5 protein-coding genes are annotated in these 13,549 nt (G+C 42.1%); all 5 read right to left on the reverse strand.

Going from position 1 to position 13,549, the window contains the following annotated elements:
* Nucleotides 1-264: 264 nt before the first annotated feature.
* The 5 genes from AC1DYT_RS21005 to AC1DYT_RS21025 all read right to left on the reverse strand — a co-directional run bounded on the left by AC1DYT_RS21005 (nt 265) and on the right by AC1DYT_RS21025 (nt 13,537).
* Nucleotides 265-4,497, reverse strand: coding sequence for a hybrid sensor histidine kinase/response regulator transcription factor (locus AC1DYT_RS21005; protein ID WP_477471482.1), 4,233 nt, complete (start codon nt 4,495-4,497; stop codon nt 265-267).
* A 664-nt stretch (nt 4,498-5,161) separates the two neighbouring features.
* Nucleotides 5,162-7,339, reverse strand: a complete 2,178-nt coding sequence (locus AC1DYT_RS21010; protein WP_477471483.1) for a glycoside hydrolase family 3 C-terminal domain-containing protein — start codon at nt 7,337-7,339, stop codon at nt 5,162-5,164.
* A 205-nt stretch (nt 7,340-7,544) separates the two neighbouring features.
* Nucleotides 7,545-8,759, reverse strand: a complete 1,215-nt coding sequence (locus AC1DYT_RS21015; protein ID WP_477471484.1) for a glycan-binding surface protein — start codon at nt 8,757-8,759, stop codon at nt 7,545-7,547.
* A gap of 30 nt (nt 8,760-8,789) precedes the next feature.
* A complete protein-coding gene (locus AC1DYT_RS21020; RefSeq protein ID WP_477471485.1) occupies nt 8,790-10,151 on the reverse strand; it encodes a RagB/SusD family nutrient uptake outer membrane protein in 1,362 nt (453 codons plus the stop codon).
* 224 nt (nt 10,152-10,375) lie between these two features.
* Complete coding sequence (locus tag AC1DYT_RS21025) at nt 10,376-13,537, reverse strand: SusC/RagA family TonB-linked outer membrane protein (RefSeq protein WP_477471486.1); 3,162 nt, start codon at nt 13,535-13,537, stop codon at nt 10,376-10,378.
* Nucleotides 13,538-13,549: the final 12 nt, after the last annotated feature.

The following is a 13,549-nucleotide window of genomic DNA, read 5'->3' on the forward strand; positions in this document are numbered from 1 at the left end:
TAACTGTATAAAGCATATATCATCGGGAGGTAAAGCTACATGGGGGGGGCAAAAAGGCGGTAGCTAATTTGTGCGGGAATGTACCGCAAATGTGCAATTGTAGATAACTAATTGTAAATAAGATAGTTAAATATACAATTAGTTAAACATTTCTTTTTAAATTTATTTTAACCCAAATAATAACAAACAAATTAACGAACAGCTACTGGGATAATGGTATTTAGGAACAGAGGTAAAAAATAAATACGGATAAAGTTTGGCTTACTATTTATTGTTGGCTTTTGTCGAAATTCTATTTTGACGAACGCTATTGACGTAGTCAGACGGAACGACTTTATATTCATCCTTGAATAGTTTTGTAAAATATTTGGGCGCGTAAAAGCCAACTTCGTAGGATATTTGGCTTATAGTCTTCTGGCTATTCTCCAGCAAATACGCTGCTTTTTTCAGCCTTACCGAACGGATAAATTCAACAGGTGATTTACCTGTAATCGTTAACAGCTTTTTATAAAGTGTTCCCCTGCTCATGTTCACCTGGCGGCTTAATTCTACAACAGAAAGTTTTTCATTTGAAATGTTCTGCTCAATATATTCAACTACGTTTCTGAAAAGCTTTTCATCTTCAGACTCTATAGCTTCTTCCTGTAAAGCAACATTCATCTGTTTTTGATACGTTTGCTTAAATGTGTCCTGCAGGGTCAATAGATTTCTGATCCTTGAAAGCAGTATCTCGAAGTTGAAAGGTTTGGTCATATAATCATTAGCACCAATTTCCAATCCTTTTAATTGCTCCTCCTCACCAGTTAAAGCAGTTAGCATAATAATCGGAATATGCGAAGTCCGTTTATCACTTTTCATTTTTTTACAGAGGTCAATGCCATTCATTTCGGGCATACTGATGTCGCTTACCATAATGTCCGGGTGCTGAGACAAAGCTTTTTGCCATCCTTCCTTACCGTTTGTAGCCTCGATAATGAAAAATATACCTTTAAGGTTGTCTTTCAAATAAAAACGAAAGTCTTCATTATCCTCTACTAACAATACTACTGGCTTTTTATCGGGATATTGCGGTTTCGTCAAAACCTTTTCCTCTTCGGTTTGCCTGACGGCTATCCATCCATTTTCAATTTCATCAGGAAGGTTCATGGATGTCAATAAACTATCATTTACTGGCAAGGGTAGTCTAATAATGAAACAACTTCCATAACCAGGCTCGCTCTCAACAATTATTTCGCCTCCGTGCATCTTTACAAACTCATGCGTAATTGCCAGGCCGATGCCGCTGCCCTGGTTGATCATCGACTCCGGAATATCGTGTTGAAAAAAACGCTCGAAAATTTTACCCTGTTTTTCATGCGGAATACCAATACCGGTATCGATCACCCTAATTTCAAGCGGGGCATCGCCGGCTTCGCTATCTACATTAAGCAACAGGCTTACCTGGCCGCCAGGCTGTGTAAATTTAAAGGCATTTGAAAGCACGTTAAACAATATCCTTTCTATCTTATCATGGTCAAAATTGGCAAACAGCGAATCGACCGTGGTATCAAAAATAAAATTGATCTTTTTTTGTTCAGCGATATCAGTAAATGAAAGGTATATCTCGTTGATGAACTTCACAATATCCCCAGGCTTGCTATGGAGTTTCAACTCCTGAACTTCCATCTTTCTAAAATCGAGCAGCTGGTTTACCATGTTCAACAATCGCCGGGCGTTTTTCCCTATCATGCCCAGCTGTTGCTTCTGTTCCTGGTCAGCGCGGGTAAGCATTTTTTCGACCGGTGCCATGATCAGCGAAATCGGCGTTCTGAACTCGTGGCTTACGTTGGTCAAAAATTTAGTTTTCAACTGATCCAGGTCTTGCATTCGCTTAATTTCCTGCCTCTCCTGTTCAATTATCAATTTTGCTTCCTGTTTTTCTTTCTCTGCTATAAATTTTTCATTCTCTGCTATAATTTTTTCTTTCTCTGCTATAAATTGTCTTCTTATTTTTTGTATTCCGCGCCGGCGTATAAAAAAGAGGGCCCCGGTAATCAGCAGCAGGTAAATAACATAAGCTAAAGTAGATTTCCAGAATGGCGGCAATACTTTGATTTTTAATTTTATATAGCTGGGTTTCCATTTCCCCTCCTGGCCAATAGCCCTTACCTTAAAGGTATAATCGCCTCCGTCAAGGTTGGTATAGGTAGCTTTCAGGGTAGCATTGTCTGCAGTGAGCCACCCTTTATCGAACCCCTCCATCATATACTGATGCGTTATTTTATTGGGGTTAAAAAAATTCAAGGCAGCAAACTCAATGGTAAACACATTCTCGCTGTGCTTCAGCGTTATCTCCTGTGTGGCCGAAATTGCTTTAGATAATACAACATGGCCATCAATTTCTTCATTGGCTGCTATATTCTTGTTAAATAGCTGAAAACCGGTGAAAATTAATTTAGGCTTATCTATATTGGGATGTATACTCAGTGGATCAAAAATATTGAAGCCGTGCGAGCCGCCAAATACCAATTCCCCTGTATTGGTTTTTAAAGCTGCATTTACTATGAACTCCCCGCCCTGCAAGCCGTCTGTTTCATCAAAACGTTCAAATTGAAATTTATAGGTGCCATTGCCTGGTGTCAATGTTATCCGGCCCAGCCCGTTTGATGTACTTACCCACATGGCCCCCATGTTATCTTCCAATACATTCAAAACCTGGTTGTCGGGCAACCCGTCCTTTTTCGTCAGCGAGATAAAACGGTTGGTTTCGGGGTTCAGTATGCTCAGTCCGTCCCCTGTCGCTATCCACATCAGGCCACGGCTATCCTGCGTAATACTACGGATGTCATCACTTATCAAACTGTTAGGGTCGTTTTTCTTTGCATTATAATGTGTAACGCCACGCCCATTTTTTAATATTTTATCTACGCCAAAATACCCAGCGGTCCAAATGTTTCCCAGTTTGTCCTCAAATAAAGTGGCTGTAAGCAAGCACCTGATATCCGTTTGCTTAAAGGGAGGCAAAAATATTTTTTTGTCCCTGTCAAATATTTGCAAACCCGCCGCAAAAGTGCCTATCCATAACCGGTTTGATGAATCTTCCAGGATATTCCACACGCGGTCATCAGCAATGCTCGTGGGCACCTTGTCATTATGTTTGTAGTGGATAAATTTTTTCCCGTCAAAATGGTCCAACCCGCCAAAATACGTACCTATCCATAGTTGTTGATTATGGTCGATACATAAGCTTACTATAATATCACTGCTGAGGCTGTTCGGGTTTGCCGGATCGTGTTTATACTGGGTAAACTTACCTGTTTTGCGATCAAAATAAATTAAACCGCCTCCATTGGTCCCGATCCATAAGTTACCCTTTTTATCTTCTGCAAATTTATTAATGTCTTCAAAGCTAAGACTCCGGGGATCCGAGGAAAAATGCCTGTATAACGGGAACCTGATAATATTTTTATGATAATAATTCACCCCCTCCCTAACAGTGCGGGCCCACATAATGCCTGTGTTGTCTTTGTAAAGCGCCACGGTATTTTGTCCCAACGATTTTGTGTCATCTTCCCTATCTAGTAAATAAGTAATTTTGCCGCTTTTTTTATCCAATAAGTTTATTCCGCCATGATCAGCGGAGATCCACATAAGGCCGTCGTCGGCCTGAATAATACTAGTAATGTCGTTCGACGTAAGCGGTGTTTCTGCCGACTCTTTTGTGATGTATCGGAACCGCCCCGTACGGGGGCTGTAATAATAAACGCCGGAATCCATATTGGGGTTAAACACCCAGAGATCGCCATCACTATCAATAGTTATCGAGTAGACCCTGCCCCTGTTATTAGCAGCTTTTTTAAAAATATCTGTATGGTACGTAATTGCGTTGCGTTTTACATCAAATAGCTCCACTACGCCGTCGTCATAAGCAAGCCAAATATTGCCGCTTGCATCCTGCTCCATGTCTGTAACAGAATTTGAATATAATGATGGCTTGGAACTATGGTGATGATAATAACGCCTGGCAGTTTTCTTCAGCTCGTTATACCTGTAAAGGCCCGAGTCGGGGCACAAAAACCAGAAGTCGCCATTGCCGTTGTGGAGTATTTTGGAAGCGAACGTATACCCGGGAAGTTTGAAAGAATAGAGTATGGGCAATACATCATTGTTAAACTGCTCCGTTTCGGGATCATAAAACGAATATCCGGCCCGCGTTCTTATCCATATTTTTTTTTCGGGCCCTTCCCAAATACCAATTATATCGTCATTATTAATGGAGTTTTTATTATTTACGTCGTGCTTAAATACTTTAAAAGTATAACCGTCATAACGGTTAAGGCCCGACGTCGTGCCGAACCACATGAAGCCTTGTGTATCTTTAAATATGCAATTAACTCGGTTATGAGATAGTCCGTTGCTTTTATTGAGACGCGAAAATTGGTATTGGCTGTTTTGCGCAAAATTGTTCGTGTAAGCAAACAACAACACTGAAACAACAATATAAAATTTTACACGCATTAAAACTTAGTTGAGATTTTCGAAACCAGCAACCCGGCCTTTAGCAAGCCAGTACACTTAGATAGCATAAAAGTAAGATAAATTCGTAATTAACGAGGTAAAAGTGGCAATTCCTTATCTAATCACCAGCATATAAATAACCTCCCTCTGAAGCAAACGAGTTGCCGATGTTATGGTACGACTTGCAGTGAAATGAGGATTGTTACAGGTTGTCGTTTAGGAGGCTATCCGGATTATCCCATTAAAAAAATTGGCGGCACGTCCATGGCCTACTTGCCGATACAAAAAGTACTTACCAAATGATTATCAGATAGTTATGAGGTTTGAGCAACAAATGAGTAACAAGAAAGAATATATACATTATTTCATTGAAAATAAATACGTTAGTAACTTTTTTCAAGCATTTTCTAACAGATAATATCATAGTGCTGAATATCAATTGGTTAAATCACTTTAAGTAACAAAACTCGTATATCCAGCTTTTCAAATCAGATAACATTTGAAAAGCATTCACACTTAATGACCTTTAGTGCCTCAATGATCCAATCTTATTTGAGTAAGGTCGAAAAAGATTCTATTTATCCCAACAAAACCCCTGACCATTATCTGGCAGAGGCTTTGGCATTTTAAAGATGACGTTATGTCAATGAAGTATTGATGTGCTTTATAAGTCCATGTTTTTACTAATACGAATATCTCTGGATGAACTGCCTACCAAAATATTATATTGACCGCCATCAGCAACCCATATATTCCTTTTTTCATCATAGTAAGAAAACGAATCCTGATTAAGGGTAACGCTAATCTCTTTGCTTTCGCCAGGTTGCAAAAACACTTTCTTAAATGCTTTTAATTCTTTATCAGGGCGATCAACAGATGGTTTGGCTTGTTTTACGTATAACTGTGCTACCTCTGCACCTGCAAGTTTACCTGTATTTTTTATCATAAATTTAACTACTACTTTTTTACCGGCACCCCTTTGTACTGTAAGCTTACTATAATCAAATGTTGTATATGATAAACCATGACCAAAAGCAAACTGGGGTTCAATTTTATAGGTATCAAAATAACGGTAGCCTACAAATATGCCTTCGTTATAATGTACCGTGCCATTTACGCCCGGAAATTCACCCAATTTATGCGCGGGCGAGTCTTCCAGTTTTTTAGGGAATGTCATTGGCAACTTGCCTGATGGGTTAACCTCGCCAAAAATAATCTTAGCTAACGCATTGCCACCTTCCATACCGGGGTACCAGCCTTCAATAATAGCTTTACTTTGGCTTACCCATTGGCTAATATCTATCGGGCCGCCGCCCATTAATACCACTACAGTGTTAGGATTGGCTTTCAATACGGCCTTTATCAGTTCGTCCTGCCCAAAAGGCATATTCATGTTGGGTTTGTCAACACCCTCTGCATCAAAAGCATTATCACCCCATGCATTGTAATCGTAGCCATGCGTCCATCCGCAAAATATGATGGCTGCATCGGCTTTTGCGGCCGCGTCAACGGCTTGCTGTATTAACTGCGGATCAGCGACGGCGTCTTTTGCTATTTTATAGCCCTGGGCATATTGTACATTTACGTTATTACCCAATAAATTCCTCAAACCGTGCAACGGTGTGATTTCATATTTAGCCTTAACCTGCGAGCTGCCTCCACCGTAAGCATTTTCCCGGTCGGCATTATTACCTATAACGGCTATACTTTTTATTACCGATTTTTTAAGCGGCAGTACCTGGCCTTCATTTTTCAATAATACAATACCTTCTTCGGCTATTTTTAATGCCGTTTGCTGGTGCTTAACGGTATTGTAAGCTCCGGGTGTGCGGGCTGCGCCACCAAGCATGTGGGTTTTGTACATTATCCGCAGTATGCGTCGCACTTTATCGTCAATAAGGGCTACCGGTACTTTGCCACTTTTAACAAGGCTGATCACGGTATCACCCATAAAAAACTTGTGATAATTGGGATTGGGCAACATATTCAGATCAGTGCCCATTTCCAGGTCGGTACCATTTTGCAGGGCTTCCATCGTATTGTGCACAGCACCCCAATCGCTCATCAAGACGCCTTTAAATCCCCATTCTCCTTTCAGTATGTTGTTTATCAGATATGCATTCTCCGTAGCATACTGTCCCCGAAACTTATTATAAGAACCCATGGCAGTATTCACACCGCCAAGCGTGATGGCTGCTTTAAAACCCGGGAGGTAAATTTCGCGCAAGGCTCGTTCACTCATCTGAACGTCAACGGTTCCCCGGTCAACCTCTTCGTTATTAGCGGCGAAGTGTTTTATACAGGCGGATATACCCTGATCCTGTACGCCTTTAATATAACCGACTGCCATCTGCGATATCAGGTATGGGTCTTCGCTCAGGTACTCAAAATTTCGCCCGTTTAACGGTGATCGTATAATGTTGATACCAGGGCCCAGTATTACATCCTTGCCCCTATATTTCGCTTCGCTGCCCAATACCGCGCCGAAAGCGTACCCTAATGCAGGGTTCCAGGTAGCAGCTAACGTATTGCCTGTAGGCAAATAGGTGCCTGCATCGTTAACATTGGCGATTGCATCGTAGCCCCGGCCATGCTCTGAACGCACACCATGTGGCCCATCAGACATAACCAGTTCGGGGATTCCTAAGCGTTTTATCCCGCCGGATGTGAATGATGAACTTGCATGTATCATGTTCACTTTTTCCTCTAAAGTCATTTTTTTGATCAGCTTGTTGATCTTTACTTCTGTTGCAGTATTTACAAGGCTTTGCGCTTTGGCTGAGCCTACAGTTAGCAGTGCTAATGCACAGCCTAAAAGACAACTTTTATGGGTATTGGCCATTCGTTATATGTATTTGTTTATAATATGTGAATTACACTGACTTATTTGTTCAATTGCGTTTTAAATCCGGTTTAAAGTAGAATTGTGGTATGATTGGATTGGTATGATTCCTGTCATTTATGTTAACAAATTGTACTGATCATAAAAAAATGCCAGGGCCCTCTCAAAGGCCCATGGCATTATATTAACCAACTAAAACAAGCTTTTATTTAATTTTTACGATACGGATATTGTCAATTGCAGCTTCAAACGAGGCAACGGTTGTTGAACCATTGTTTACAAAGAAAAAGTTTACGCCACCCGCTCCACCTGAGCCAAGTAAATCAGTCAGGTTTGCGGCAGGAAGGCCCGAACCATTTACAAAGCTTGATAATGGCATGGTTACTGTTTGCCAGCCTTTTGTTGTAAAGGCAGTTGTTGAGCCATTGCCTTTTTTCCATGGATTGTAGTTGACTGCATAATTCCAGGAATAATCCTTTAAAATCCCGATTGTGCCGCCTGTCCAGGGCGTAGTGACCGATATTTCAAACTTTAAAGCATAATTACCCACTGGATCCTGCAGGTTGGCGACAGGCACCCACTGAACCGAATTGAGATTAATTGACCGGGCCCAATTCCACCAGGAGCCATCTCCGCCACCAACGTTCGACGCGTTCATTATACCATAATTGTCGTTATTTCCGGGATAGGTTGCAGAGCTGTTTGAAGTTCCGGAGCCCCAGCTGAAATTATTGACGTTATCGTAATTATTCAGCACACCATCAACAAAATCATGAACGTTATAAACGGTAGTAGCCGAGCCTGATTTTGTAGTAACCGAAACAATTCCACCGGTTTGCGTAACCGCGGCTGGCACGACTAATTTAATGGCTGTACCATCGTTTGACGAAGTATAACCGGTTACGGGCAAACCAGCATAAGTTAAACTTTGAACATAGAAAAAGTTCAACCCATTTATGGTAACCGAATCTCCGGGATTAGCGTTCTCATTTGAAATACCGGAAATGGTGGGTGCGGGAGCTACAATAGGAAAAGAAAACGTGGTTTCGCCATGTGTAGTAACATAACGTACGGTATTTAGCTCCTTTGCGGCTACTGTTGGAAAAGCGATAACAGCAGGGATCAATGCGATAGCGCTGGTATCAGAGAACCAGGCATCATTAAATGAAGCAGGAACACCGTTAAAATAAATACGGAGGGCACCTTTTAAGTTTTGACCGGAAATAACAACCCACTGGCCGGTGCCAACTTTGCTTAAAAGGGAATCGCCGGGATGTGCAACATAATTGCGTATGGATGTGATTGCAGGCATCCCGGTGGATGACGATGCTTCTTTTTTGCAGCCTGACTGGGCAAAAAACACAGCTGCGAGTAAAACAAGCAATAAACAATAATTGCTTTTTGGGAATAGTTTTTTCATGATTTTTATTTAATAAAAAATGCTTTAATTCTATTTATAATAAGCCACAGGTGCTTGCAATAATAATGGGTCGGCGGTTTGGTCATTCGCTGGTATCGGCAATGTGAAGTTTGCAATTGTTGCAGGTGTAATAACCAGGCCACTTGCAACAGGTGTTTTTATACCGGTGCCTGGATCATATGTAAACTGCTGCCTTGTTTGCTTATTAAGTGAATTAACTGCCTCCTGTGGGTTATAATAGGAAAGACGGACCAAATCAAACCAGTGCTGGCCTTCAAATGCCAGTTCGATTCTTCGTTCATTCATCAACGACGTAGTGGTAATGCTGGTTACCGCAGATACTCCCGCCCTTGTTCTCACCGCATTGAAATATTGCAATGCCTGCCCGTTCGTGGTTGAGTTGTTATTGCCCATTAATGCTTCCGCATAAATTAAATACACATCAGCTAAGCGCAATACGGTATTGTGTTCAATGGATGACCATAGGTCCATTGTTGGGGAGTTGTTATCCGCGGCAGTGCCTACAATATGTTTTTTCACATTGCAGCCACCGGATATATACCCACCGGCTGCGGCATTTAATTCGGGGTAATGATCACCTGTAAGCATAAAGGTTGCTTTACGGCGGACAGAATCCTGCGGAGTGTATAAATTGGCCAAATCAATGGTCGGACCATAGGAGCCGCCCCAGCCGCCACCGCCTGTTATAAGCAGGGGACTTGGAGCAAAAAAAGTCTGAATACTATTGCCGTTACCATAACCAACTCCGGGGGCCCATTGAAATGCGAATAAAGATTCCGGATTGTCATTGTACTGTGTACGGAACAGGTTGTAATAATTTGCTAAAAGCGATAAGCCACTTGTCTTACATACATTGCCCGCAAAATAGGCGGCGCTGTCCAGATCAGTTTGGTTCCTGGTACCACTTTGGCCCAAACCGGCCCTGGTTAAATATACCTTTGCCAGCATTCCTTGTGCAGACCAGGTTGTTACCCTGCCCGGCTGATCTGAAGTGGGCAAATTGGTCGTGGCAAACCTTAAATCGTTTATGATGAACCTGTAAACATCAGTAAGCTTGTGGCGAGGCACCAGAGGGTTTGCAATTAGTTTGTCGTTATCTTCAATGATCGGCACAGCCCCCCATAACTGGGCAATATGAAAATAAGCAGCGGCCCGTAAAAACCTTAACTCGCCAAGTGCACCATTTTTACTTTTTACCGATACACTATCGGGTAATTTTGTGTTGATGGCTTTTATATTGATGTTACAGTGGGCAACAATATCAAAAAAACCTTGCCATGCATTTGCAAGGTCACTGTTATCACTGGTTAGTGAAAATGTGGTATACTGTACGAGTTGCGGATTGTAAGGCGCCATCATGTTACCGCCCATAACGTCGCCAATACCAAGGTAGCCGAAATTGTTCCAGTTAAACCATGGCTGCGCGTAAATAGCGGCTGTAGCCAGTCTTAAGTCGGCCGTGCTTTTATAAAAGTTATCGGTTGTGATGCCGGTTAAAGGTGGCCTGTTGAGGAATTCCTTTTTGCAACCGTTTGCCACCACAATCACAATTAATAAAGAAATAAATATTTTTAGCTGCTTCATAATAGTAATTTTTAATTATTTAGGGATATGTTGGCTCCAATGGTCAAAACGCGGGGCTGCGCATAATAACCGTTGTCGATACCTGCATTTAAGGGGTTCCATGAACCAATTTCAGGATCGTACCCTGTGTATTTTGTGATCGTAAACACATTAGATAAATTGCAGTATACCCGCAATGATCTTATGTGAATTTTTGATAAAAGACTTGGCGAGAATTTATAGCCAAGCGCTATGCTTTTGCACTTCAGGAAAGAGCCGTCTTCAACATATCTGTCGGAAAAGATGGTGTTTTGATCACCGCTGCTTTGGCTGATCCTTGTGATATTGGTGCCCGAATTAGTAATGTAAACATTGTTAATATCCGATGTGGAACCAGTAGGGCTAATTAGACCAATCCTGGAATAATTAAGTACTGATGCGAAATAACCAAAATTTTGATTGGGGTCATTCCCGGCTACTTTTACCTGATTATAAACTTTATTGCCGTATTCGCCGGTCATAAAAACGGTTAAATCAAAGTTTTTATAAGTAACGGTATTGGTTATGCCATATTGAAATTTGGGCAGCGGCGAACCTAAATGGGTTTGATCGTTGGCGTCTATTTTACCGTCGTTGTTGTTATCTTTAAAAATAACATCGCCTACCCAAACCCCGCCAGAGCCCGGCGTAATAGGAATCGGGCCGCTTCCATTTTGCCACACGGCAGGGTATTTAGCAAAATCAGCCGCATTTTTGTATATACCCAATGTTTGATATCCATAAAACTCGCCTATTGAGCCTCCTACAACTGTTTTGGAATTGGCACCGTAAATGGCCGGTGTTCCGGGTGCCAGCGCCAAAACGGTGTTTTTGTTTTGCGAATAGACCAGGCTGGTTCTCCAGCTCAGGTTTTTTGATTTAATGTTGGTGGTTGTCAGCGTAAACTCAAATCCTTTATTGCTAACAGATCCAATATTAACGTAAGGGGCCAGCACTGCGCCTGGCGAGTATCCGCCTGCAGCATACGTGCCCGAATAATAAGGTTCGGTAAGGCTCAATAATAAATTATTTGTCTTGCGGTAGTAAACATCACCAGAAAATTCAATCCTGTTATTTAAAAAGCTTGCATCCAAACCAAGATTGTAAGATTTTGTTGTTTCCCATTTTATGTCGGGATTCCCTAATGTGGCAGTTAACTGTGAATTGCCTGAAAGCCCTGTAGCCACGGTGGTTAATGTTGAGCCGTAAGCATATTCAGCAATGTTCTGGTTATTTACCAAACCGTAACTTAGCCTGAGTTTCAAATCGTTTATTGATCTTACATTTTTCAAAAAGGTCTCCTGGTTAATTCTCCAGGCGATGGCGCCAGAGTAAGACGTATTCCACCTGTTCGCAGAGTCGATCTTTGACGTACCATCCCTGCGGATTGTTGCGGTTAATAAATACTTATCATCATAAGTAAAGTTTGCCCGCCCAAAATAAGCTTCCAATGCGCCACTACCTTTAACACCTGTGTTAGTTGCGGTAGTTGGATCGCCGCTGCTTATTGTTGTAACGCTGTTGCTCACAAAATTGGTCCTGCTCGCCGAAACTGAACTGGTGTTAACCTTCTGGGCCTCATGCCCGGCGGTTGTACTCACGTAGTATTTCTTATTGAACGTATGCTGGTAGGTCAGGTAATTTGTGATCGATTTATAAAGATTTTTGCCGCTGGTGGTTGTTCCCGAGTTAGAAGTCCTGGTATAAGCGCCCATCGTGTAAGTAGGATTAAAGTAATCTTCATCAGCAAAATCAAAATTTCCGGATACTTCATTGCGCAGGGAAAGGTCTTTTGTAAATTGAATTTCAGCATAGGCATTTCCAATCAACTGGTACCTGCTTTTTACGTCGGTCAATATGGTAGCTATAGCAAATGGGTTAACCCCGTATGCGCCATATATATTCGGATCGTTGCCGCCCCAGGTACCATCAGGGTTTTTTACTTCAACATCGGGGGTTTGCCGCAATGCCTGCAAAATTACCCCGGTATTGCTTGTGGCTACGTTTTCAGATACACTGGCGAAAGCTAAACTGGTACCTATTTTTAGCCAGTTGGTTGTTTTATTATCTAAATTTAATTTAAGTGTACCTCTCTTAAAATCTGAACCTAACGCGATTCCCTGTTGGGAAAAGTAAGTGCCCGATAAAAAATATTTAGTTTTGTCGTTGCCGCCGCTGATCGACACATTATGGTTTTGCTCCGGAGCAGTCCGGAACAATGCCTTTTGCCAGTTGGTGCCGAGACCCATATACTGTGGGTTGGCAAACTGCGGGCGAACGTCATAACCGATGATGGCCGCTTTTTCATTCATAAAAGTGGCGTATTGCCGCAGGTCCATCGTGTTATAATATTTTGGCAGCTTTTGCCAGCCAAAGTAGCCATCGTAGCTTATTGCAGCCGCGCCCGCAATCCCTCTTTTGGTGGTAATGATCACCACGCCATTTGAGGCCTGGGAACCATAGATAGCGGTAGCAGAAGCATCCTTTAAAATATCGATGGAGGCTATCTGGGAGGGATCGAGAGATGATAACGGATTAGAACCATTACCGGAGATGGGGGATTGTGTATTAGGCGGGATCTGTACGCCATCAATAACGTACAATGGCGGAGAACTTGTAAAGCCACCTATGCCTCGTATTTGTATGTTAACATCCCCGCCCGGCTGCCCGGATACTTGCTGTACGATAACGCCGGCTGCTTTACCCTGCAAAGCCTGGTCTATTGTTGTAGGCTGCGTTTGTACAATATCAGCTGCTCTGACAGATGATATGGAGCCCGTTAAATCTTTTCTTGTCGCTTTACCGTAGCCAATTACAACAACCTCCTCCAGGCCATTAACGGATGGGGTAAGCGCTACGTTAACTATGCCACGCGATCCTACATATATTTGCTGAGTGGCATAACTGATAAAACTGAATACCAGCACGTCGCTCGGTTTTGCGTCGATGGCATAAGTACCATCGGCACCCGATATCGCCCCGGTTTTTCCGTCTTTAATTTTGATGCTGACGCCGGGAAGTGGCTCGGAATTATCGGCGCTTGTTACCTTTCCTGTGATCTTTTGGCTTTGCGCGTAAGCTGAAAAGCCCAGAAACATAGCTGCTATAAATAGCAAAATACTGTATCTTAATTTTTTTTGTAAACTTTTTTCCATTTATAAAGGAAT

This window comes from Mucilaginibacter sp. P1_D10 (genome assembly GCF_056406215.1).

Bases quoted from the DNA above. Each gene is read 5' to 3' on its own strand.
- AC1DYT_RS21005 (WP_477471482.1), bottom strand. From the start codon at position 4,497: ATGCGTGTAAAATTTTATATTGTTGTTTCAGTGTTGTTGTTTGCTTAC.
- AC1DYT_RS21010 (WP_477471483.1), bottom strand. From the start codon at position 7,339: ATGGCCAATACCCATAAAAGTTGTCTTTTAGGCTGTGCATTAGCACTG.
- AC1DYT_RS21015 (WP_477471484.1), bottom strand. From the start codon at position 8,759: ATGAAAAAACTATTCCCAAAAAGCAATTATTGTTTATTGCTTGTTTTA.
- AC1DYT_RS21020 (WP_477471485.1), bottom strand. From the start codon at position 10,151: ATGGGCGGTAACATGATGGCGCCTTACAATCCGCAACTCGTACAGTAT.
- AC1DYT_RS21025 (WP_477471486.1), bottom strand. From the start codon at position 13,537: ATGGAAAAAAGTTTACAAAAAAAATTAAGATACAGTATTTTGCTATTT.